The organism is Methylomonas sp., from assembly GCF_023228165.1.
In the GTDB taxonomy this organism is placed as follows: Bacteria; Pseudomonadota; Gammaproteobacteria; order Methylococcales; family Methylomonadaceae; genus Methylomonas.
Genome location: NZ_JALOBS010000033.1, coordinates 28,789 through 52,809 on the forward strand (window position 1 = coordinate 28,789; position 24,021 = coordinate 52,809).

Sequence of the window (24,021 nt, forward strand, 5' to 3'; positions counted from 1 at the left end):
AATCAATATTTTTGAAAAAATCATAGCTTTGTTATCTCCAATTAACTGAGCTGGAGAAATTAAGAAAATACCTTAACTATCAGAGACTTTAAATCGCTGAAAATCGGTTAGCTTTTTAGACTCCACAACCTCATCGTGTGGCAAAAGCAAATAACCCCACGTTTTAGTGCCAATTTCTGATGCATGTTCAGAAGCATATTGACACCAACGTGCAGCGGCAGCGGCTTTGGCCTGAACTTCTTGTGAATCAATATCTCCACGCGCTTTAGTTTCCACCATGAAAATCTGTGACTCAGTTTCTGCAACAAAGTCCGGCACATACTCGGGTTGCTCGGTTCCCAATTTGTAATAAATTTGAAACTGCCCCTTAGCCGGTTTAAACCACTTCTGTCCGTCTCTTTCCAAAATAATGGCAAAACGGCGTTCTGTGTCTGAATCAAACTTTTGCAGCGGATATAAACAACGCTCGAACCCCCCAAACAGCATTTGTTTGATGCGACTGGTTTCGGTGACGGTTTCCCGATAGTGATGTGCGGTTTGCCCGGCAGCAGCGGTATAGTTGCAAGGTTTCAACTCGGTAAAGCCGCGACTCACTTTAACTTCGTATTCGGTTGCCTGTTCCCAAAAATGCGCCATCATCTGAGCGTGGATTTCTCGGGCGATTAGTCTGCGATCTCGATCCAACACGCTTTGCACTTCTGCCTCTGACAGATAGCTCGATAGGTGTTTAACCATTTGCCCAGCCAAGTCGTACAGCAATTCGGCATGCGAGAAATAATCAATGTCGTCGTAATCGACCAAGGCATGCACGATGTAATCTTCCAATCGTTGTTCGACCAAGCCCATTTCAGCTGCAAGCGTGAACTGTTCATTAGTGCGTAACATCTGCCCAACAATCTCACGTTCGCCGGGTTGAAAATGTAGTTGCGCGACATCCAGGGTAAAAGGATGAAATCCGGTTGTGACTTCGCCATTCGGCACCACGGTAATACGCGGAATATCGATGGTTTGCTGGACAACCACTTCGGTAGTCTTGCTCACCACTTCAGCCAGATTAAAGCTTTCGTCAGCAAACAGCTCTGATTGCATCGGCTTCAAACGCTCAGCGACTTCCTGCAAAATCTCCTGTTGTACTTCAGGCGTCAGCAAGGCAGCACGGTTAGGCACCAAGTCGCGCTTCACTTCGTACTTGGCGATAACATCCATCACCACGCTAGCGGCCTGTAATTCCGATTCTCGGGTAAATATCGGGGCTGGGTTTGAACAACCAACGCCGCTTTCGCTTGGTACGCCTACTTGATTGCTAGATGGTAGGACTGCTGTTGAAGTGACTAAGCCCAATTTAGAAAACACTCCAGATAGCACTTGTACGCTCACTTTCTTATCGTCAGCGTTAGGCGCTTCCAAAATCAACTGCTTTAGTCGAATCGGTGAATCGCCGCGATTAGCCTCGTCTATGATTTCTTGAAACTTATCATGGGCCACAATATTCAAGCGATCAACTGCCGCCACGCCGGTACGCTTGCCATACGGCAGACGAAGACCGCGACCGATGGATTGCTCGATTAACGTTCGCGCATTGGCGGCCCGCAGCGGCACAATGGTGTAGAGATTGGTAACATCCCAGCCTTCCTTGAGCATGTTCACGTGAATCACAATCTCGGTCGGCTCGTCCACGCTTTCCACCGCCAACAAGCGCGTAATCATCGCTTCCTCTTCGGCCCCGGAACGACTGGAATCGACTTGGATCACCTTGTGGCGATAACGCCCCTCAAAAAATGCATCAGACTCCAATAATGCCAACAACTGTGCGGCATGCGTGGTATCCCGGGCAATCACCAACATAAACGGCTTGACCACTTTTGCGCCATTTTCGCGGGCATAAGTCAGCAATTCCACCTTGGTTGACTCATGCAAACGCACGCCGTCTTCCAGCTTGATCTTTTCCAGCTCTTCCGGCGTGTGTGCTTTCGGGTCGAAATTGCGTTGGGTGACAACAGCAGGCTCCTTCACAAAGCCATCTTCCATTGCTCGCGCCAAGGGATAATCCATCACCACGTTTTTAAACGCCACCGGCCCGCGTGTCGACTCCACAAACGGCGTTGCCGTCAGTTCCAAACCAAACAAGGGCTTCAACTCATTGATAGAACGCACCCCTGCACTGGCCCGGTAACGGTGCGACTCGTCCATCAGCAGCACTAAATCGGGAAGGTTGGCCAGATAGTTGAAATAACTGTCGCCCAATACTTCGCGCATGCGTTTGATGCGCGGTTCCTTGCCGCCGCGCACTTCGGAATTGATTTTCGATATATTGAAAATGTTGACTCGAATTTCTGTGAATACGTCAGTGGTCACATCGAACCCAGCCTGATCGTAATTATCGCCGGTAATGATACGCGGTGCGTTGATCGCAAAGTCGCCGATACCTTTGAATACATACTTCGGCGTATTCGGCGTAAAGTCCGCAATCAGCTTGTTATAAATCGTCAGATTCGGTGCCAACACAAAGAAATTATTGATGCCGTGCGCCAAATGCAAATAGGCGATAAATGCCCCCATCAAACGGGTTTTGCCCACGCCGGTTGCCAACGCAAAGCACAAAGAAGGAAAGTCGCGCTCGAAATCTTCCAGCGTCGGAAACAACGACTTCAAGCTGGACAATACCGCGGGCACATCTTTTTCGTGTTGCAGCATCTCAGGAGCCATTTCTAAAGCGCGAACCAAACGCGATAAAGATTCAGCTTGTGGCGGGCGCAGTGATAGACGACCAGTAACTGCATTTAAAACGCGTGGGCTCATTGGTCGTTCTCCTCAAACAAGCTGCTTTGTTCCGGTGCAGGTTTCCTATTTTTCCTTGCCTTAGATGTGCTAGTAGTCTCCGAGGGCTCTGTTTCGGGCGTCGCCATTGGCAAATTCGCCACATTCAAGCTGTAATCGTCATGTCCCCATTCGCAGCGCGCCAACACCATTTTGGGGATTTTCTTCAGCGTCAGATTCGGCCAGCGTTGGTTGGCTTGTGCTGCCGTAATGCCGTGAAATGCTGAGCAGCACAGCAACAGACTGAATTCGCTGCCCACCTCATCGGTCAACGCCTGCAATTGTTCGGCGGACAGGTTTTGTGTGGTGACGTAGATGAAATCGCGTTCGCTGGAATGGCCGTGCTGCCACCAGCGGCTTTCCGATGGCGCATAGACAAAGCCTTCCAGCTTGCACAAAGCTTCCGCCAGCATCGCCGCGTTGTACTCGGGATTGACTACCGGATTGCCCCAGCGGTCGTTGACGATCAGGCTAGGCGCTAGCTTGTAATAACGAAAACCGCCGCCACCCTGCCAATTGACCGCTTTGCTGATGCCGCCCTGATCCTCCCCATCAATCACTTTTTGCAGGCGGGGGATGACGTGGGTATGGCAATGCTCGCCCAGCTCGACCATGATCCAGCGGCGGCCCATTTTGTGGGCGACGGCACCGGTGGTACCGGAGCCGGCAAAAGAATCGAGGACGAGATCACCTGAATTTGTTGCAAGATCGAAGCATCGTTTAATCAAGGCTTCAGGTTTTTTTCCTTTGGGAAAATCAACGCCACCTTCGTTATGAAGGTTGTTTGACAAAATATCATCCCATAGACTTGTGAGAGGTTCTCCAGCCACATATTGCCCATCAATGAACTTAAGTTTGTCTGTATAGAACAAAATACGTTCACCATTAGTAAAGTACATATTTGAATGAGCCGCTCGCTCAAGCAATAGCACGTTACCGGGCAACGTTTTTGATTTATCGATCATCACTCTAGCCTCGGCGCTGACCGCGTTGTAGTCAGGCCTAGCAAGACGAACAACTCGCTGAGCATTTTTCATCACAAATTTAGATAACAATTCGTCATACTCTTCACCAAGGGTTTTCTTGATACCTTTTTCCGAAATCCCAAGGCTAGACGCAAATGCCTTTGTAAGTGTAGTGAAACGCCATTCCTGATATGGCTCATCGAAATTCTCAATAAACTGCCCATATCGTTTATCTCGTTCTACACGTGCAGTAAAGACGCGATTGGGAGCCCACGACGCCTTATTTTTGGCGTAAATCAGAATGAAGTTTGTTGTACTAACAACTCCGGGGTTGATCGATTTATGACCTGTTGCTGACCCTTGCTTAAATGAAACGACCGAAATGCGGTTTGTTCGCCCGAAGACTTCATCTAGTAAAACGATTAAATATCCTAATTCGTTATCATCAATATGGACAAATAGCGTTCCATCCTCTGACATGAGTCGTCGAAGTATTTCTGCACGATCTCTAATAAGTCCAAGCCAAATGGAATGCTCGTAACCATCGTCATAGTGTTCAAAGGCTTGTTGAGTGTTGAAAGGTGGATCGATATAAACACACTTCACTTTACCGCTAAACTCCTGCTCCAGCGCCTTCAACGCCAACAAGTTATCGCCGAAAATCAGCCGATTATCGAAAATATCGTTGTCCGTCACCCGCTGCTTGGCGTGATACGACTTCTCTGAATCCTCCAACAAAATCCGCGGCTCCAACCGAGGCCGCTTGTCTTTACCAATCCAGGTGAGCTCGAGCTTTTGTTTACTTCTCATGAACTAGTTGCCTTTATTGCGACAAGAGCCTTCGCTGCCGAATCAAACATTTCGTTGTTGATGGGCGAGCGTAACCTGTCATTGTTAAGGAGCTTAAGTAACAGTTCCACGGTCGCTTTCTCAACAACAATTTTTCCGTTGGAAATCTTCAACTCCCATTGTTCAGTGGAATTGACCTCAATCAGCTTTTTCATATAATCGGGCTGCTTGTAATAGGCAGACTTACGGATTGATGAAAGCTTTCGAAGATGATGAAGGTTGGAACCGACAAATTCCCTGATTATTTCGACATTCTCAAAGATATCTAGTGCCTTGAAGTCCGAAAGAACTTCTTCCCCATTGGCTTTCATACCCTCGCGGAAGTTCATTGAGCTTTCAAATTGTCGTTTGTTGGCTACAAACGTAGTACTGTCGTAGACGAAGAAATCATAGTTTTGATAAACCATGAAAACCTCTTTGTCTTCCACGTCTACCAATTTGTGATTGTGGAAAAAAACAGCCCCTTTTGATTTCGCTTTTTTGGGTTGAGTCTCGGCACTGATCTTTTTCCATGCATAAACTTTCTCGCCGTCTTTCTCAAAAAGGATGACATAAGCCCATGAATTCAGTAATTCGTCATAGTTTTGGGCATGTGGTTTCTCGAAACCTTGATTTATTTCAGCCTCTACCTTTACAAAGTCCGTTGCATCGGCAGAAATAGTGAATAGTGTGTCGTCACCGTCGGTATTATTGAAGTCATACTCAGAAATATGAAAATCCTTACTTTGTAGCTGTTTCCTTAGATATCCTTTGAAACGTGCTTGTAATTTTTTGTCAATATCAACACGCAAAACGGAATAATGCGCCTGCTGTTCTTTGATGTATCGCTTAACTAGCCAAAAACTGGCTACCCATTCCTTGAAGTCCTGTGATTGAAGTACTTTCAATTTTGTGCGGGTGCTTTTGCTCATCGATTCGCCTTTATCCTTTCTGAATCCTCTTGTGTCGCTGCAACATAAAGATAATGTGAAAGCCTTTCTAATTGGTAGGTTTTGCCAATAACCAATGGCGTACGAGTTACCACCATTGCTTGAATTTCTTGCTCACCCCGCTTGAATGTGCAGTCAATCAGCATGTATCCGGCGAGCGCCAGAATCGGGTTAATAAATACCGTTTGTGTTCGGTAAGCCATGATGAACAGAATCGACATAAAGATCGTCAAGCTAACAATTGTTTGCCAATCGCTAAAATCAATTCGCAGGAATGAGAGCATATAGGGAACCGTGTAACCAAACATATCACCAGATTTATTGGATGCCTTAGTTACCGTTACACTCAAACCACCACTAATTTCTTTCACGGCGTGCAGTATGGCAATACTACTGGAAATGGCGATAACCAATAGCGTGCCGCTGAGTATAGGATGACGAGGCAGCCACTGAAAACTATCCGGATCGTAGTCTTTAATGACAAGTATGATCAGTAGCGGTGCATAAGCACTTAGAAAAAGCAATAAGGAAGCCCATGGACGAAGCCGCAGCGAGGGGTCACGCAGTGTCATCGGGTCAACCTCGGTAAGATCATTCCAGGCCCCATTCGATGAAAAACAATAAGTTTTCTTGTATATGTTGCTGAAGCTGCTGCTCCAATTGCTCAATCAAGTCATTCCGTTGCGACTCGATTTCATCCTGCCGGTCAAACAATTCTCTGCGCAGCTTATTCCGTTTGGTTTCCAGTTCCCGCTGGCGTTTTTGCCATTGCAGTTTTTCTTCCAATGTTGGTGAGGTTGCGGCAGTGCGGCGAATTTCCTTAACTTCCCGGTCGATTTCCTTGATTTCCTGTTCAAGACCAAGCTTTAGATCGTCTGCCCAAGCATCGAGCTTTTCGACTTCTTGTTGGAAGTAGCCAAGGTTGCGTTGATTGATTTCGCGGAGTAGAGCCTGCTTACGATTTTCGAGGTCTTCACTCAGTACTGCTGGCAGATGGTCTTGAATTTCGGAAGTGTTTGGTGCGACAGCCGCTGGAAAACGTAACAACTTTTCGGGATCGTCTTCGATCAATAAGCCGCCGTCAGCAGTGCTGGCTGCAACAATCAGATGCTGCTCCAGGCTACCCAAGGCTTCGACAGCCACTAGCTTGACCACTAAGAATCCTCTTTGTCCGCGATAGGCTTTGAGTGTACTGACTTGGGTGCCGTAGGCGTCGTAATCGAAACTCAAGTGGGCATAGGGCAATTCCCGGCTTTTCGCCAGCGTTGTCACCCATTCGGCTAATGGGTGGCCAACTCGATAGAGATGAGCATCGCCGCTACGTCTGGGTAATTCGTAGCGTCCTAGTTCGACCTGTGACAATTGCGGGTCTGGGAGGCGGAATAATTTAAAGCCGCCGTCATCGAATTCGGCGCAGTCGCTCAGTTCAGCCCGGCTAATATCGAGCAACATTTTTTCGTAGCGATTGCGGGTGGCGAAGCTGTCTTCAGCACGAACTCGCAGTTTTTCCTGCACTTCCTCGTCGAAGTTCTCCAACAGCAATTGTCGTGTCTTGACCATCGCTTCGTTAATCTCATTGGAGAGATCGTTTTGTAATTGCTGGAAACTGGCCTGAATAGTTTCCGTTTCACGGCAATTTTGGTAAATCTCGGCAATGCGGCGTTCAAAGTCCACGCCGGAACCAATGGCACCGAGTACTTCGTCGCTAGCGCCAAAGACACCTTCAAAGAGTTGGAATTTCTGCGCCAACAATTCGTAAACGCGAGCATCTGCTTCGTTGCTACGATCCACGAAGTTAACCACCACGACATCAAATTTTTGACCGTAACGATGGCAGCGGCCAATGCGCTGTTCGATGCGTTGCGGATTCCAGGGCAGATCGTAGTTAATCACCAAGGAACAGAATTGCAGGTTAATGCCTTCCGCACCGGCTTCGGTGGCAATCATGATCGTCCCACGTTCTTTGAACTGCTCGACCAAGGCAGCACGCGTGTCGGCGGTTTTAGAGCCGGTAATTCGGTCGGTACCTTGGTGGCGGCTGAGCCATTCTTTGTAAATGGCCTGTGCACGTGCATCGCTGTTGGTACCGTTGAAGAGCACGATGCCATGACCGTAATCAGTCTCGGCCAATAGCGAAAGCAAATAATCCTGGGTACGTCTGGATTCGGTGAAGATGATGGCTTTTTTCGGCGCATCGAGTCTTTCCAATTCAGCAAAAGCTCGTTCCAATGCGATTAGCAGTGCCTTACCTTTGGCGTTGTCGCGAATGTTGGTTGCCAAATTTTTAAAGTGGCGGAGTTCTTCGATTTCTCTAGCTATAGCGGCTTGTTCGTCGCCATGCGGACTTTCATTTACCGCGCCCGATTCGTCCCATTCGTCGGCAGTTTCTTCCAGTGACTCGTAATCGGCATCCAATTCTTCTGCCAAGTCAGGCGCCTCTTTAGTGGGCTCCAGTAAGCGTTGCAAGCGGTTGGCCATGGTATCCAATGCACCGGCAATCGCGTGCGTAGATGAGGCAAGCAGCTTCCACAGCACTAATGAAATCAACTGGCGCTGACCGTCTGGCAATGCTTTTAGGTTAGGACGCCGTAAATAATCTGCTACCAGCGCCGATAGCTCGCGTTCTTCGGTGGAAGGGTTGAATTCCTGAACGATGGCTCGACGAGCCGTGTACGACACATAGGGTTGTACTTGCCGCCGTAGTGTTCGTTTACAGAGCGGAGCCAAGCGAGCACGTAGACCGGCAAAGGCAATATCACGAGACTGACTGCTGAATTGCGCCCGAAAGCTATCTAGATCGCCAAACACACGATCATCAATGATGCTGACCAAGCCATACAGTTCCAGCAGGGAGTTTTGCAGCGGTGTTGCCGTCAATAGCACCTTGGAGTGAACTCTCTCGAACGCTTCCCTCAGTGCCTTGCCGATCACGTTACTAGGTTTGTAGACATTGCGTAAACGGTGCGCTTCGTCGAGTACCACCAAGTCCCAGCTAACCCTCCGCACGTCATCAACTTTGGCCTTGGCGAATTGGTAAGAACAAAGCACCGGCCCATGATCGTATTCAAAGGGGTTGCGGATACCTTGTTTGCGGAATGCGTAGTAGCTCTTGGCCTCCAAGATAATGCCTTGTAAGCCAAACTTGTCTTGCAACTCTTGATGCCACTGCTTGCGAAGGTTTGCAGGAACAGTAATCAAAATACGCCGACGACGTTCTGCCCAGTGCTGGGAAATCACCAAACCGGCTTCGATGGTTTTTCCCAAGCCCACTTCATCGGCCAGAATCACGCCGCGAGAAAGCGGGTTCTTGCATGCAAACAATGCCGCCTCAACCTGATGAGGGTTGAGGTCTACTTGAGCATCGACCAAGGTGGACGCTAACGACTCGACGCTGTCGCCTGCCGAGCGACGAGTCAGCAGCCATGCGTAATATTGAGATTGATAGTCAGTGAGGCCTTGGAACACGACCAGTTATTTCCTTATTCTTTTTGTTGTGCAGCGACTGTTATCTTTGAATTCGGTTAGTTCACTGCTTCGCTGGTAATGAATGGCCGATTGTAACAGCAAAGCTAAGTTTAGTTTTCGTTTAGGCTAAGTTACCTCGCTAAGAACTCCCAAGCCAAAAATCCTTCAGCTTGAGAGCTTGATCTTTATAATCGGATGCGCTTCCTTTGCTTTTGCCGTGACCGCTTTATAACTTCTGCAAATTCTTTTCGGAATGCTGGCGTGAAATAGCCAACAGAAGGCATCCAATGCTTACTGGGTAGATGGGTGTTTTTAATTAGCGACCGTTGCGCCCTGACTTCCGTCCCCCTAAAATCTTTGTGCACCAAAAACTTTAATGCCCTGTAATGAGCTAGCTCAAACCTCAACGCTTTTTGATCAATAGGGTTGGCACGATAATCTTCCAGATATTCCAAATACTGGTCTTTATCCGCTTTTGGCAATTTGTTCAAGGCATTGTTTAGACCATTACTGTAGGCGTCTTTACGAAATGCTTTAGTCATACGCCGATCTTTTAGAAAGCTATTACGAAAGAAGTTGAGGGACATAAATATATCGGCCAATGATGGCTCGAGTTGGTCCATGCTACAGTTCAGGTGTTTGTAATTAACTTCGATGCGTTGATAATTTCTAGCGATAGTTGAGGTACCCTGTTCAGCATCTTTGTTGTACAAAATGATGCGAATATTACTATCTTTGCTACCAACAATTTGGGAAGACATTTCGCCAGTCTCAGCGTCGCGAAAGACTTCGGAGTGGCATACCCTATCACGATGGACATATAGCGCTCGCTCCATATCGAATATATCCAACGTTAGGTCAAGCCTGGTCACTACGGCTTCGAAATATAAACGTAATACAGCGTCACGCCCCAATAATTCGACTAGCATGCGTCGGAGCACAATACGACCAACCCAACCTAGCTTTTCCGGATTAAATTCTAACCTAACAAACCGATGGCTCTTGTTGATGGGGTATAGCGAAAGCTTTACCTGTGTATCCTTGGCAAACTTAATCCCATAATCGTTTTTATATCGCGCCATCTTGGCATTGTTCTTCCTCTGAGGGAAACATTGGTAGAGCATCTGAAAAACTCTACTATTGGCCATATTAACGATTGCCATCCGGTCTTGCTCCGCAATGAAGTATGTGAAGGCAACCATATCAATCAACAGCTGTTGACCTGATTGAGCATTAGTATTCATGAATACAAACCTGATATTTTGAGTAGCGGTCCCCAGCAACCGGGTTAACCACGAGAAATTTTTGATACGCAAATACACATGTAAGCTCTATGCTACCAACCATCATTTTGGTAATAGGCGTATCAAATTTACCGAGAACCCTATGGCTCTGTAGACTCGCTGTTAGACTCGCTGTTAGACTCGCTGTTAGACTCGCTGTTAGACTCGCTGTTAGTAATAACGAATGCAGCGATGTAGCGGCTATCTGCGCTAAATGTACTATTTCGGGAAGACGAGTATTCAGTAGCGGAATAACCCTAGAATTACTAAAGTGCCGTAACGAAGAGCTCATAAGGCTGTCTCGAAAATAGAGCAAATAGTGCAGCCGACGCAAAACATCGACTGCGCCAAATTTAACTTAAATTGCCTTCTTGGATTTAGGTTTTAGCGGACTGTCATGGTGGGTGTACATCAATGAATACACCATCGAATAGACCCGTTCGACCTCGCCATTGATCCTTTTGCGAACAACATTTCTCCCATTTTTTTGATCGATTTCGGCCAACAAACCAAAACGGTAGGCATCCTTCCAAAATGCTTTTTCACCTGCTGACATGACTTTGCGAATATCCTCTGGCAAATTAGCAATGAGCTTGCGCCCACAGTCTGCCTTGATGTAGAGCGTTTCTTTATCATGATCCACCCAGCCGATAAAGCATTTAGGGTATTGATCACGGGAGATCTGCTTTTTGCCAGATGTTACATTTACCAAGGAAAATTGATCCGAGCGGATATATTTCGACATAGACACCAATACCAAGTGCTTAATGTCTTGTGTCTGATGGATGATCGGCTGCATGTTGATCATCTGCATTAAATTGTCCGAGTGGTACTGCCTTAACATCTTGGCCTCCTGCTTTGTCAAGAAATTCGCGTCGATACAAAATTTCAAAAAATAATGAAAGCCCAGCATTAGATCCGCGTAGTTGCTCGGAGCCCTCGCATGCAACCCTTCATCAAGCTTTGCCATTGCTTCTCTACGGTAGCGGTCAAAAACGCCTTCGATTTCCTCCCCGATTCGATTGAAGTTTTGCAGAACATATGCAATGTAAAGACTCATCGCTTTTGCGTACTCACCGTCTGCTGCATGCTTCTGGAATTCGCCGATGACAGTTTTATCAAAATCGCCCTCCGATGAAATCCAGGCAAAGCAAGTACGGGCTTTCCGTGAATCGATCATCACGTCTGGAATACTTTCCCCGGTCATTATCGGAAATGCCTCTATCGCTGCGCCATTAGAGTTTTGAGTTGATGACAATGCAAACCCCCGCGAAACGCCATTACCAACGGCTCCGATAATGTTTTCGATAACAGGCAAAGCCGATTTATCATTATGAACCTTAGTGAAATCGTCGATGAGCAAGACGATGCACGATGCCGCTAATGCCGTCAGTTCGATTGACTTTGGGGTAGACTCCCAGCTTGTTGGTGGTTTTTTGAAACCTGATCCGAAACAGGCCTGAGCGATCAGGGCAGCAGTGGTTTTTCCTGAGCCGGTTTTTCCAACGAGATAAGCAATTACCTCTACCAATTTCAACTTATTTAAGACGGCTCTAAAGACTCCAGCCAACAACAAAGTCCCGACGAACGGATTATTTGGCATTATCTTCGCCACATCTAATATCTTCCGAACCAATTCCGAGGCGTTATCGTCACTTCCAAGCGATGGAAACTGGCAATGTTTCAACGCACCATCCACTTCGGCAACAATTGATTCATTATTGTTGCCGTCAGCTGGTATCGAACCGCCGTGATAGACAAAGTACAGTTGATTACCGAGCATCTGATAGCCCAGCCTTTTGTTTTTGCAGATTTTTTGGCGTTCTTTGCTAGCCTTGATAATAGCTGCAACGAACGTTGCTTTAGAAGCAGCATGGAAATCAACCTTAGCGTCAAGCCCTAGATATTGACCAATCCAGGAAAGGTCTTCAAAGTCTGAATGCGAGACTTCAAATTCCTTAATTTCCCCCTTCAATCTAACTTGAATAGTTACGTAGCGCCGGATGACTCCATCCAACCCAATTTCGGCTGTCTCTTTAACAACCTTGGCGCTAAAATTGGCAAATTGACGAGATTTGCCGTTTACAATAAGATAAGTGCCGTTTTCATCGGACCTGGTTTTAAACTTACTTTTACGCATGGAACTTCTCCAGTTATTAATAAATAACCTCCCAGAAATAAACGGCTGATGTCGTAAATAGCTGAAAGTATGCGTAATTTAAAAGCTGTTCTTTATTCTTAAAAACAAGCCACTATTGGCGCCAGAGATGTACTTGACAAATTAAATAATTTATGCATGCACTTGTTGCCTAGGTATTTTCGAGTCAAGGTGGTCGATATTACTGCGTGATTTTTGCGGGAAACCGTCATGCTTTGTTATGCTCAGTCGTGACAATCTGCAACGGACGCCCCGCAGAGGTTATATAAAAATCAATAACTTACGTTAAATTTTAGCACTTTTAATGCGATGGTCGTGCGTTCGAATCGCACACGACCCACCATCAAAAAGACTTACAAATTAAGCAGTTAGCTTCGAAGGGCGACTGCTTTTTTTGTGCCTGCAATTTTCCTTACGCGAGATTTACGCGACTTAGCTTTTCAACCGCTTCGCGCAGCCCTGCTACCTCTGCCTTGCAATAGTGATCAGTGATTCTGCCAGACTTGTGACCCAGCAAATCTTGCCGATTTTCAAAGCTGACATTGGCAGCCCGTAAGCGACGACCAAAGGTATGCCGCAGATCATGTACGCGACATTGCGCGAGTCCTGCACGCTCCCTAGCTTTGCGCCAAGCATGTCCGTTGATACGCTGAACTGGCTCACCTTTGAATGTAAATACGTATTCAGTATGTTTACCACGCTGAGCATCAATGATGGCCTTTGCCGTACTGTTTAACGGCACAATCCGGTCTTCGCCATTCTTAGTTCGATCCCCAGACAAAACAAAGACACTCAGTTCGCGTTTTTCTTCGCTCCACTTCAATCGTGTAAGCTCAGACTCGCGCAAGCCAGTATGCAATGCAAAAATGACCATTTCGCGTAAATGCTCTGGCAGCTCCTTGATCAGTCGCTCTTCCTCTTGCTCGGTTAGCGGATATGGCTTTCGATTATCCGATTTGAGCAGTTGAATCAGCGGCGGCTCAACAAGCCACGAATTACCAAACTCATCCCGCCACAATCGAGATGCCAATATCAGCACGCGACTAATAATGGCCAAGTCACGATTGATGGTCCCGTTTTTTAATCCTGCCTTTTTACGTGCAGTGATAAACGGCTCCAATGTGCCCATATGGATGTGCTCCAATTGCAGATGACCAATGATCGGCACTGCAGCCTTCAGCGTTACAGCATCCCGATCGAGGCTTTTCTTTTCCACGTCCTTGAGATACTTCGTTGCGGCTTCGATAAACGTATAGGACTTCCGTTCCCCGTAAATCAATTGCCCCCTAAGTTCCGTAATGCGTTGCGCTAAGTAGCGTTCCGCTTCTTCGAGGTCACTTGTTCCAGTACTTTCATAAAGTCGCTTTCCCTTGATGACTTTGTTGACGTGCCAGATGTCGTTCCTCTTGGTGAGACCCGGTGTCTTTTTTGACATGTTACTTTCTCCTGTTTGCGTGTGCCGGGTCTGCCTACGCGACTCTTATAGTCGTCTACCCAAGCGTCTAAGTCAAGGCGATCGAACGCTACGCCCTGTATACCCATTTGGATTTCCGTCAAATATGGACGGACCTCTTTGTTGAAGCGGTTTTTATCCATACCTAAGTAATAAGGGGCATCTCGAACCCGAATCAGCCGAGGTAAGAATGGTGGTGGTTGTGCTGCTGAGCTGCGCATCGTTTACTCCAAAAATTGAAATGCGCAGTTCCTTTACAAGAAACGTTTTCGGAGATTGCAAGCACGGGAAATTAAAAAGATAGCTTTGTCGGTTTTTTTTGTAGTTACGGCCGGTTATCTGCCAATCGATGTTCTACCGGTACCCTATTGGCGAGTACTTAGACTACCGGTAACAATTTTTTGTTTGGAACTCGGTACCGGTAGCTACAACGACAATTATTTAGGTACCGGTAGAGGAGTATCGGAAAATTAACCGGCCATTTGGCTACCGGTAGCGAGATGCTGACTAATTCGGAGCGTGATTTTGATTGTCACGCTGTAAAGGAAGTACGTGCACGCGGTTTTATGTCGCGACGCACACCCTTTTAAATTCCGAATTAGGAGAAATTTTTATGGTTTTAAGAAATGTATTAACGAATGAACAACAAGCGGCAGTTGACCATACGGATGGCCCTGGCATGATTGAAGCTTGCGCAGGCTCAGGCAAAACAACAACATTAGCGGCTGCAATTCATAATGCCTGTACTCAAGGTGTACCACCCCAACGTGTTCAAACAGTAACGTTCAGCAATGCTGCCGCTGATAATATGCAGGAAAAATTGTTACGCCAGCTTGGCATCATGGACGTGGCCTGCGATACCATTCATAGCTTTGGTCGGAAAATAGTTGGAGCAAATTACCCAATTTTAGGTTTTGCAGCGGAGCCAAAATTTTCGAAAAAAAACACCTCGAAGCTTTTGGAAAAAGCCATTGGCAATATTGCCAATAAATATGGTGTAGAACGCAAAGCGTTAAAGGCAGCGGTATTGCAAGTTCTTATTCAAGGTCTAATACCAGTAAGCCTGAGAGAAGACGCTAACCTTTGCGACCTGGTGGATCAGGTATTGGCGAATTATCAAGCTGCCAAACTGAGACATAACCTGATAGATTGCTCCGACATGGTGTTGCTACCAGTAACTTTGTTCAAGGAGCATCCAGCCATTCTTGCAGCAACGGCGGAGGAAACGGATTTGTTCCTGGTGGACGAAGTGCAAGACCTCACTATGGTGGAAGCTCAGCTGGTTTGTTATATGGCTAAATCCGTTAAAACTGCCCTTTTGGCGGGTGACCCGAAGCAGATTATTTACGGTTTTAAGGGTAGCAGTCTCAAGGTTTGGAAGAAAATCGTCAAATTTCTTAATCCGAAAATCTATAATTTGACCGAAAGCTTTCGGGTACCGAAATCAAACCTGCCTCTGGTTAATGGGGTAGGCGAGGATATTTGGAGCGGCCAACCCATTGCCAGCTCTCAGAAAGGCCTGAAGCCTTACCTGTTCAAAGTCAGCAGTGTTGAAGTACAAGCAGAGCTGATTGTTAAGAAAGTAAAAGCACTTTTAGCCTCAGGGGTGGCATTAAACGACATTGCCATTATCGGCCGTACTCGTCATTCGCTGATTTTGCTACAAAACACCCAGGAATTTGCTGGCTTGCCCATGATAGAACGTTATCGGACTGCGAAGCCAGGTACAGCCCAAAAGTGGTTGCGTGGCTTAATTCGCGTTGTGAAATGGTTTTGCAAAACGAATGGGGTTTCCGAATTCAAGGCTATAAAGGCCTTGTCAATGCTTCTAAAGGCCATTGGAGTCCCAAAGAAGACACGCAATGTGGTTTTAGAGCAAGTAGTATCCAACGGCTGGAAATATTTGCACATTGCCAAAAAGCCTAACGAGTCCCGTTATCGCCGTGTGTTGGCCCTTAAAAATGCGGTAATTAGGGCAGCCAGATTGACTCCTGAAGCCGGAATGCAAGTCATGATTGACGCACTAAAACCCATAGCCATCAATAAGCTTGGTAAGAAGGAAAAACTGGCCATTCTGTGTGAGCTAAGTGCTATCAAGCTAGCTGTTCGAGAATGCACATCCTGGGAGGATGTTGGAATTAGAAGCCTTCCAATAGCATCACCCCAAACGGGCATTACCTTGGCCACAGTTCATGGAGCCAAAGGCAAAGAGTGGCCGTACGTCTTTGTGATCAACCTTATAGAAGGCGAATTCCCACACCGCCTGGCCGATGCTGAAACTGGACTTGAAGAGGAACGCCGCTTGTTCTATGTGGCCATCACTAGGGCAAGTAGGGGGTTGAATCTCATTGAATGCCCCTTGCATCGAAACATCTTCACCAAAGGAACGCGTAAAAAACTGACGGGCATTTTTGATCAGCCAAGCTCGTTTATTGATGCTTATGCCGCTCATCTCAAACTAATTTGACTTTAAACGGCGGTCGGTCGGTGACCATAACGTGTCATCGACCAATTACCTAACATTTCTCATTCCGCCTAACTTGGCCAAAATTTTACAAACATCCTATTTAAAGCTTTGTCAGCATCCATTTCCAAAGTGTTGGCTGCAATTGCGATGCAGGATGGCTTACGTATGAATAACACGGTCAATTCGGGTAGAACCTAATATTAAGGAGTTTCCGATGAAAACTACCGCACTAATCGCACAACAATTAGCCCCATATGGTGTAAAGGCACTGCCCTATTTTGACAGATTGAAAATCTATGTGGATGGCAAAACCCCATTGGCTGATTTAAAGTTATTGTTGCATCTAAATGACGACAACTACTTCGAGAATAGCCCCTTATCCCAAAATGAGCATTTGGTGTATATGCTGGATTTGTATCGTCCGGAGCCAGTAGAGATTAAATCAGCAATTAAAGGCGATTGCGCAATAACCTACATCGAGATTGCCTTCGATTTGACAACGGATTGTAAAGCCACACTCAAAGCCATCAGCAATTTTTTTAACCGCCATCTGGTCCGAATCCCGACCAACCGACCTATACATCATGTGAATGTAGAAGGTTCAACCAACTATTTTTCTGATGGCTCCGACCCAGAATGCTTTGTAACTTACGATGACCTGCCCTCTCGCAAAGGACCTCCTGATCGTTGCTTTCACTTGGAAAACAGGTTCACGAAAATGGCGGCTGTCAAGAAACACGGGCTGATTACACTGGATGATCTCGTAAAATTTGACTTTTATCGACACTGGGATGGTGTTCTTGACCTGCGGCAACCCAACTTTACTGAGTTGGGTAAGCTGGCCAGTGGCAAAAAAATAACTCGTCAAGCGTGGATTGATTTCGGCAAAAAGGAATGGGGCGCCATTCAGTCCATTCAGAAATATCTACTCGCCCATCCTGAGCGCGTAACAGCATTCCCTAAAATGACAATGGACGCCCTCCAAAAGTATCTTGCTGATGCATTGAGCATCTGTTGATCGCGGATAATCAGATAATCACCATGACTTGTGTTAATGTCAATTTCCGCAAGTCATGGTTCCAAATATGAATCACTTGGCGAGCTCTATGGTTAGGCAACACCATAACGCTTACCGTCATAAAACCCAGAACTAGTCCACGGACGCATTTTTTCCGGCAATTGCTCCTGCCAGAAGCGCTTTAATCGCAGACGCTGGTTAAAGAGCTGGGCAACAAGTTGCGGGCTGATGTCGAGCTGTTCGCGTACTAATAACCCCAAGATGTCCTCCTGTTCCGTCGAGGTATTGGGAGCAAAGATCCCTTCGTAGTTGATTGAAAAGGTCCGTCTTTTGGTATCGTCGACGAAAATCCGCATCCACAAGGCAATCCAAGGAATGATTTCCATGGCATCTACCGTGCCATGATGCATCCGGACTTCCACAATATGATGTTTCTCGTCAAACTGCGTGAAGTTGACACTACACTCCCTCTCAGCATGTACTCGGAATTGACGCGGGCGTTCAATCATTGATTCCATTGCTTCCGCATTGTTACTCAGAGGTTCACAATATACGTTATATTCGATGAGGTTGTGGGTGTTACGCTTTTGGTCATATTCGAATAGTCGAGATGGCATTACCAGGCTGAACAAGCCAGGCTCCAATCTCGAAATCAACGCTGCCATTTGTCGACGCTGAATCGATTTGACCAAATTAGAGGCCAAGGTTAAATGGAACCCGCATTGCCAATTGATCAGTAACCAATCCGTTTGTACAATCAATGACTTTAAGGCCTGGCAAACTTTGAGCAAGTTATGCAGATCAGAGACTCCACACAGGATCGGAGAGATAATTTCCCAGCCGGCCGAACAGTCAAATTCAACCCGCCAAAGCGTCTCAATACCAAGGTCATGACTTTCGTGATAACCCACACCGCGTTGGTAAACCCATTCCGGTCCCACAATTCGGCTCAACATTGCTATCAGTAACTTTGCACCGCGGTTCCAAAGCGAAGTGCCATACCTAGGAATTTTATCCGGACTAGTAATTTCGAGCTCAACGCCAAACGTCATGTTTTCGACAAACTCTAATCCTGCCCAAACACCGAAATCGTCACCAAGATAACTAATGTTGGGGCTCTCAGGGTATTGGTGAATCGAAGGGCGGCGAAATGCCGCATCTCCGAAATAATCAGTACAGTGAAAAATTTTACTGGCTTTGTTGTCGTTGATGACATCGTAAAAATCGTGGACGTGGAACTGCTGTTTCTGCCCTTTTATGACCCGAGATCCCCGACCAATCATCTGGGCGAGCATAATCTCGCTATCGCATGGACGGGCCAGAAAGACGTCCGTAATTTCCGGTACGTCAAAGCCCATGATCAATTTATTAACAGCGATCATCAGACGATGGTGGCCGCGACGAAATTGATCAATCATCCACTCGTTGCCCTTTTGTTTCCCAAAAACCAGGCTGATAGGAAGTTCCGATGAGAGCAATCGGTATAGGCACTGCGCATGCGCAATATCAATTGCAAACAGGATGCCGCGTCTTAAGGGATACTGTTTCAAAATGGCACACACGGTATTGACAATCAATTCGTTACGTTGCTGCATGTCCAGAGTTCGCAGACTCTGGGCTGAAATACAACCACGCTGATTGATTAAGGGATCCCAATGAACATGAGTCGGTAACCTGTGCACGATGGGGAGCGCCAAATAACCTTTAAACGCCAATTCGGCGTAGGATATTTGCACCACTAGCGTCATGGGAAATTCAAGGGGCACGCGTGGTGTTGCAGATAATCCAATCACTGGTACCACTGGATACAATGGGTCTCGAAAAAATTGAATAATTGACACCAACATTCGTGCGTTAATTCCCCAATGTGCCTCATCAAAAACGACTAATAGACGTGCATCAAGTCTTTTAAAGGGTGTCAAATTTGCCTGATATGCTGAATGTAGTGTTGTAAGAAAAATCTGTCCGTCCAAATCGGTGGGCAAAGAATTTAATTTCGAACATCCTTTTCCAATTCGCCTAAAACCATCGACTCTACCAAAAACCAGTCGGAGACCATCCAAGGTTTGTGATAGCAACTCCCATTCCGGTGCAATCCAGATGATCTTATAGTCCGAGTGACACTTTATAAACGCTCTCAAAGTTGCAGCCATTGTCAGCGTTTTACCGCTTGCCGTTGGCATTGAGCAAAAGCCCAGTCCCTGTTCGATGTGGTAATGCTCGAAGAAGTCGAGCAATTTGAATTTCGCATCCCGTTGATAATCTCGAAGTGGCATACGCATCTTCTCCTAATAAAAGTTAAAAAGATGCTCGTGCTGTCTATTGGCGCGCGAGCGCGCACGAATTAGTGAGGAACCAACGATAAGCCCGGTGTCTCAATGCAATTTTATGTGATATAAGTCACATTTATAGGGAATTATTGGTCTGTGGAAGCAGCATCAAGCCCGTTATTCACTTGAGCGACACAATCAAAATGAAAAAACGTTACTGAGACTAGGAGGGAAATAAAAAAATTAATCGGTATGGCGAACCCTACTGCATTTGCTTTACAGACCCATGTGTAAGTTGTTCAATTCTATTCACTTACGTTAATACGTCTTAACGCAAGCTATCTGGAATTCCCTCGTCGTTGGTGGCTGCCCAAACTGTCATGCTAGTTACTATTTCGGAAACAGGGTTTATCATGAGCGACGAGGATGCCAAGAAAGTCATTGTTGTCGATCTACAAATGCCGTTTTTCTCTATCGTCGTGTTGATGGTGAAATGGGCCTTAGCATCGATCCCCGCCATCAACATTTTGGCCGTGATATTCAGCATGGTTTCTGGCTTGATGGGCGGCCTACTGTTTCCTAGATTCTAGACATCTGGTGTAAGCTAAACATCAGTTTGTTTGATATACGCGGGGTGTCAATGGAAGGTTGTTATCGCAGCACACCAAAATTAGTCGGGGCCTTTTTCGACGCACTTTACCAAAACCCAACCACGCTGCTTTTTTGCAGTCGCAGGGTTATCGGCATTAGCCGGTTGGTGGTGGTTCAAGATCCGCAGCAAAATGCCGGGAAATTCTGAATAATTTTGCCCCAACTTGTTGCTGTTTTGTCACTCGTTCCGAACATCGCCCTGATTTCGGCGCTCTTGCTTCTCTTTATCAAAAGCGTGTTTCACAAAAAATAGGCCACCAACCAATCCCAGCAGCATTGCGATTTCCAACAGTTCTCTAAACATGGCCGTCTCCGATTCTTGATCTCATGAATGGCTCTGACTCGATATATGGCCAATAAATTCATTTTGAATGTCGGCATTGTGGACGCTTGATTCGTTAGCTAAAAACTTATCAGTTTGGTTGGACCCAATTTGTCGTAGCTTGTTGCTTTGTCAGTGCTGCAGACCTCAGTCAGCGTAGAATGTTTGGCATTGCTTTCAACACTCGCTCTGCATGAATTTCTTTCGGCGCATCAAGACGCTCTACATCTTGCATCGATACCCGATTCGGCACGATGTCTGGTTTTCTGTGACCGAACGACTAGATATCTTGCATCGGTTGACCTCGGTCGAGAAAGCCCATTTACGCGAGCTGACTACCATTTTTCTGCACGAGAAACGGTTTATCGGCGTTGGGGTAGACCTCACTAGCGAAATGCGGGTGTATATTGGCGTACAAGCCTGTCTGCCGATTCTCCATCTGGGCATCCGCTTGTTATCGGGCTGGACTGATATAGTGGTTTATCCCGATGCGTTTTACGTCAATCACAACCAAGTCGACGAATGCGGTGTGGCCCACCAGAACGAACGTCTGTTAAGCGGTGAGGCCTGGTCCAAAGGTCCTATCGTGCTGTCGTGGGCCGATATAGAGCGGGATATAAACGACTGTCATCGAGGCCACAACGTCGTCATTCATGAAATCGCCCACAAGCTGGATATGCTCGACGGCAGTAGTAACGGTATACCACCATTGTATTACCACATGCTCATCCCCGAATGGACTACTGCATTGAGTGAGGCTTATGCCGAACTACAACTTAATGTTCAGCACCATCAGCGCACATGCATGAACCCGTATGCCGCCAACAGTCCTGCCGAATTCTTTGCGGTGTTATCGGAATATTTCTTTACAGCCCCTGAAGTCGTTTTAACAAATTTCCCTCTAGTCTACCGGCAATTAGAGCAATATTATCGGCAAACGCCATTGACTCTCGTATCGGATTGCTCAGGCAGACGCTCAATGTTAGTGTGACCGCCAACACTATGAGGGAAACGACAACCATGAAACAGATCATCAGTTTTGTCACCTTAGGGGTTGCCTACCTCGAACGAAGCCGTCGTTTTTATCGAGCATTAGGTTGGACCGAATCGTCTGGCAGTCAAGCGGACGTCGCGTTTTTCCAAGTGGGTAGCATTGCTTTTGCCTTGTACGGCCGAGAATCATTAGCAGAAGATGCCAAAGTGTCTCCAGAAGGCTCTGGATTTCCAGGCTTTGCCTTGGCGCACAACGTAGCTTCGGAAGCCGCTGTTGAAGCGACGTTGCTAGAAGCGGTGGCAGCTGGTGGCAAATTGATTCGCGCAGCAGAGAAAGCGCCGTGGGGTGGTTTTAGAGGTTATTTTGCCGACCCTGATGGTTTTTTATGGGAGGTCTGTTTCAACCCGTTCTTTCCTATAGATGAACAGGGTTTTATTCATTTGCCAAAGTAACGACTTCAATGATTCAGGGCCGAAACAGTTTCCAATTATTCAATCAAAAATTCGTCTTTATTGCGGCCGGAATCAACCAATTGACGTAGCCATTTCGGCATCAAACCACGCCCAGTCCAAGTATCTGAAGGATTGGCGGGATTACGGTATTTTGCGGCAACCGATGCCACACGCTTATCTAGAGTCTGCTCAGTAAGTTCATCTTATTGATATATAATGATAATAAAGGTTTTTTTGGTATAATGATGCACGAAAAATGAGCCACCATCCCCAAAAAGCGTGCACCTATGATTCGAACCACCAGCTCAAAGCAACTGACAATTGCCGAATTCGATTGGCCGTTTGATACGGCGCTGGATAAACACAATCGCTGGGTCACATTAAGCGAATGCATTCCCTGGGATGAACTGGCCGAAAGTTACTATCAAGGCTTTGCGGCGGATCGCGGTCGACCGATGAAAGAGGCCCGGCTGGTCATTGGCGCCGTGATCATCAAGCATAAGTTGTGTCTGTCGGATGTGGAAACTGTGCAACAAATCCAGGAAAACCCGTACCTGCAGTTCTTTGTCGGGCTGCCGGGCTACCAAACCGCTGAACCGTTTGCCCCGTCACTGTTCGTCGAAATCCGCAAGCGCATGGGCGAAGCCGTGTTTGAAGGCTTCCGCCGCGCCATTATCGCGGCGCACGAAGGCCAAAAGCCGGTCACACCTGTGTCACCGACTCCGCCCGCACCGCCAACCGAATCCCAAGAGAGCGTCAAGTCTGAGATTGAGTCGAGCACGGATTCGTCAATGACTTCGCCAGACGAAACTCAGCCGCCAGCGAATTTGGAACCCACGGCCCCCGCACTCCAAGGCCAATTGATTGTAGACGCCACGGTGGTCGAACAAGCGATTCGCTTTCCCACCGACTTGAGCTTGCTGAATGAAGCGCGTGAATTCAGCGAACAAATCATCGACACCCTCTGCGCCCATCTGAAAGTAGAGCAGAAACCCAGAACTTATCGTGAGAAGGCGCGTTCAGCCTATTTGGGGATCGCTAAACAAAAGCGTCCCGGCGGAAAAACACTGCGCCGTGGCATCAAACAGCAATTGCAGTATCTGCGGCGAAATCTGAGACATATCGAACTACTCCTGGCGGCTATTCCGGAGGGCACACCCCTGCCACTACCGCGTTGGCTGCTCTATCGCTACTGGGTGATTCAGCATCTGTATCAACAGCAACGGGACATGTATCAAAACAAGACCCATCGCTGCGACCATCGCATCGTCAGCATCAACCAGCCGTATGTGCGACCGATCGTGCGCGGCAAGCTGAACAAGCCGGTCGAGTTCGGCGCCAAGCTCAGCGTCAGCCTGACCGGTGACGGTTTAGCCCACGTTGACCATCTACGCTGGGACGCCTTTCACGAAGGCCTGGACCTGGTGGCCCAGGTGGAAGCCTACCGGGCGCGTTACGGCCATTACCCGGAAAAGGTACTGGCAGACCCCATCTACGGCACTCGCCATAACCGCGACTACCTCAAGCAACGCGGCATCCACTTTGCCGGCAAGCCGTTGGGCCGCCCGAAACAAGAGACCGATGAAAACCGTGAGCAGTTGAAACAGGCCAAGGAACAGCGTCGGCAAGATTACCGGCGACGTATCCCCATTGAGGGCAAATTCGGCCAGGGCAAGAATGGCTACCGGCTCAACTACATCCGTGCCAAGCGGGCGAACACCTCTTTCGCCTGGATCAACAGCATCTTCCTGGTCATGAACCTGCTGATCCTGGCCAGGATCTTTTTTGCCCTGCGTAAAGGATGCTTCGCTGGTTTTATCCCGGCTTTAAGCCAAGCTGGGGAACAGATGTTTTTATATCTGCGAGTCATCTTCAATTTGCCCGGACGGTTGGTCGATTGCACAGGCTGATTTGCTGAGCAGACTCTA

At 47.2% G+C, this 24,021-nt stretch carries 17 protein-coding genes; 6 read left to right on the top strand and 11 right to left on the bottom strand.

The genetic code is table 11. The features are described 5' to 3' along the window. Nucleotides 1-72 precede the first annotated feature (72 nt). The 8 genes from M0R33_RS19765 to M0R33_RS19800 form a co-directional block, all read right to left on the bottom strand. A complete protein-coding gene (locus tag M0R33_RS19765; protein ID WP_292573465.1) occupies nt 73-2,799 on the bottom strand; it encodes a DEAD/DEAH box helicase family protein in 2,727 nt (908 codons plus the stop codon). Beyond that, nucleotides 2,796-4,592, bottom strand: coding sequence for a site-specific DNA-methyltransferase (locus tag M0R33_RS19770; protein ID WP_292573467.1), 1,797 nt, complete (start codon nt 4,590-4,592; stop codon nt 2,796-2,798). The genes M0R33_RS19765 and M0R33_RS19770 overlap by 4 nt, the downstream gene beginning before the upstream one ends. Continuing rightward, nucleotides 4,589-5,542 carry a DUF4868 domain-containing protein gene (locus M0R33_RS19775; protein WP_292573469.1) on the bottom strand — a complete coding sequence of 318 codons (954 nt, stop codon included), beginning with the start codon at nt 5,540-5,542 and terminating at the stop codon, nt 4,589-4,591. Before M0R33_RS19775 ends, M0R33_RS19770 begins: the two co-directional genes overlap by 4 nt. Continuing rightward, nucleotides 5,539-6,132, bottom strand: a complete 594-nt coding sequence (locus tag M0R33_RS19780) for a hypothetical protein (protein ID WP_292573471.1) — start codon at nt 6,130-6,132, stop codon at nt 5,539-5,541. The genes M0R33_RS19775 and M0R33_RS19780 overlap by 4 nt, the downstream gene beginning before the upstream one ends. Nucleotides 6,133-6,151: 19 nt before the next feature. Further along, nucleotides 6,152-9,025 carry an SNF2-related protein gene (locus tag M0R33_RS19785; protein ID WP_292573472.1) on the bottom strand — a complete coding sequence of 958 codons (2,874 nt, stop codon included), beginning with the start codon at nt 9,023-9,025 and terminating at the stop codon, nt 6,152-6,154. A 185-nt stretch (nt 9,026-9,210) separates the two neighbouring features. Further along, nucleotides 9,211-10,269 (bottom strand): hypothetical protein, encoded by a 1,059-nt coding sequence (locus M0R33_RS19790; protein WP_292573473.1) that lies wholly within the window; start codon nt 10,267-10,269, stop codon nt 9,211-9,213. A gap of 397 nt (nt 10,270-10,666) precedes the next feature. After that, nucleotides 10,667-12,448 carry a DUF927 domain-containing protein gene (locus tag M0R33_RS19795; RefSeq protein ID WP_292573474.1) on the bottom strand — a complete coding sequence of 594 codons (1,782 nt, stop codon included), beginning with the start codon at nt 12,446-12,448 and terminating at the stop codon, nt 10,667-10,669. 430 nt (nt 12,449-12,878) lie between these two features. Then, nucleotides 12,879-13,901: a site-specific integrase gene (locus tag M0R33_RS19800; protein ID WP_292573475.1), complete on the bottom strand. Its 1,023-nt coding sequence runs from the start codon at nt 13,899-13,901 to the stop codon at nt 12,879-12,881. 631 nt (nt 13,902-14,532) lie between these two features. On the opposite strand from M0R33_RS19800, the gene M0R33_RS19805 reads away from it, so the two are divergent. Both M0R33_RS19805 and M0R33_RS19810 read left to right on the top strand, forming a co-directional pair. After that, a complete protein-coding gene (locus M0R33_RS19805; protein WP_292573477.1) occupies nt 14,533-16,386 on the top strand; it encodes an ATP-dependent helicase in 1,854 nt (617 codons plus the stop codon). Nucleotides 16,387-16,600: 214 nt separating this feature from the next. After that, nucleotides 16,601-17,404: a hypothetical protein gene (locus tag M0R33_RS19810; protein ID WP_292573479.1), complete on the top strand. Its 804-nt coding sequence runs from the start codon at nt 16,601-16,603 to the stop codon at nt 17,402-17,404. 92 nt (nt 17,405-17,496) lie between these two features. Here M0R33_RS19810 and M0R33_RS19815 read toward each other — a convergent pair whose 3' ends face one another. Beyond that, a complete protein-coding gene (locus M0R33_RS19815) occupies nt 17,497-19,680 on the bottom strand; it encodes a DEAD/DEAH box helicase family protein (protein ID WP_292573480.1) in 2,184 nt (727 codons plus the stop codon). A 407-nt stretch (nt 19,681-20,087) separates the two neighbouring features. On the opposite strand from M0R33_RS19815, the gene M0R33_RS19820 reads away from it, so the two are divergent. Continuing rightward, on the top strand, nt 20,088-20,264 hold the full coding sequence (locus M0R33_RS19820; RefSeq protein WP_292573482.1) for a hypothetical protein: 177 nt from the start codon (nt 20,088-20,090) through the stop codon (nt 20,262-20,264). Nucleotides 20,265-20,503: 239 nt separating this feature from the next. Here M0R33_RS19820 and M0R33_RS19825 read toward each other — a convergent pair whose 3' ends face one another. Then, nucleotides 20,504-20,629: a hypothetical protein gene (locus tag M0R33_RS19825; RefSeq protein ID WP_292573484.1), complete on the bottom strand. Its 126-nt coding sequence runs from the start codon at nt 20,627-20,629 to the stop codon at nt 20,504-20,506. Between the two features lie 211 nt (nt 20,630-20,840). On the opposite strand from M0R33_RS19825, the gene M0R33_RS19830 reads away from it, so the two are divergent. Continuing rightward, nucleotides 20,841-21,638 (top strand): M90 family metallopeptidase, encoded by a 798-nt coding sequence (locus M0R33_RS19830; RefSeq protein ID WP_292573486.1) that lies wholly within the window; start codon nt 20,841-20,843, stop codon nt 21,636-21,638. A gap of 29 nt (nt 21,639-21,667) precedes the next feature. After that, nucleotides 21,668-22,093 (top strand): VOC family protein, encoded by a 426-nt coding sequence (locus M0R33_RS19835; RefSeq protein ID WP_292573487.1) that lies wholly within the window; start codon nt 21,668-21,670, stop codon nt 22,091-22,093. A gap of 35 nt (nt 22,094-22,128) precedes the next feature. Here the strand turns inward: M0R33_RS19835 and M0R33_RS19840 are convergent, their stop codons facing one another. Beyond that, on the bottom strand, nt 22,129-22,263 hold the full coding sequence (locus M0R33_RS19840; protein ID WP_292573489.1) for an H-NS histone family protein: 135 nt from the start codon (nt 22,261-22,263) through the stop codon (nt 22,129-22,131). 117 nt (nt 22,264-22,380) lie between these two features. On the opposite strand from M0R33_RS19840, the gene M0R33_RS19845 reads away from it, so the two are divergent. Then, nucleotides 22,381-24,003 carry an IS5 family transposase gene (locus M0R33_RS19845; RefSeq protein WP_292573491.1) on the top strand — a complete coding sequence of 541 codons (1,623 nt, stop codon included), beginning with the start codon at nt 22,381-22,383 and terminating at the stop codon, nt 24,001-24,003. The last annotated feature ends 18 nt before the right edge of the window (nt 24,004-24,021 follow it).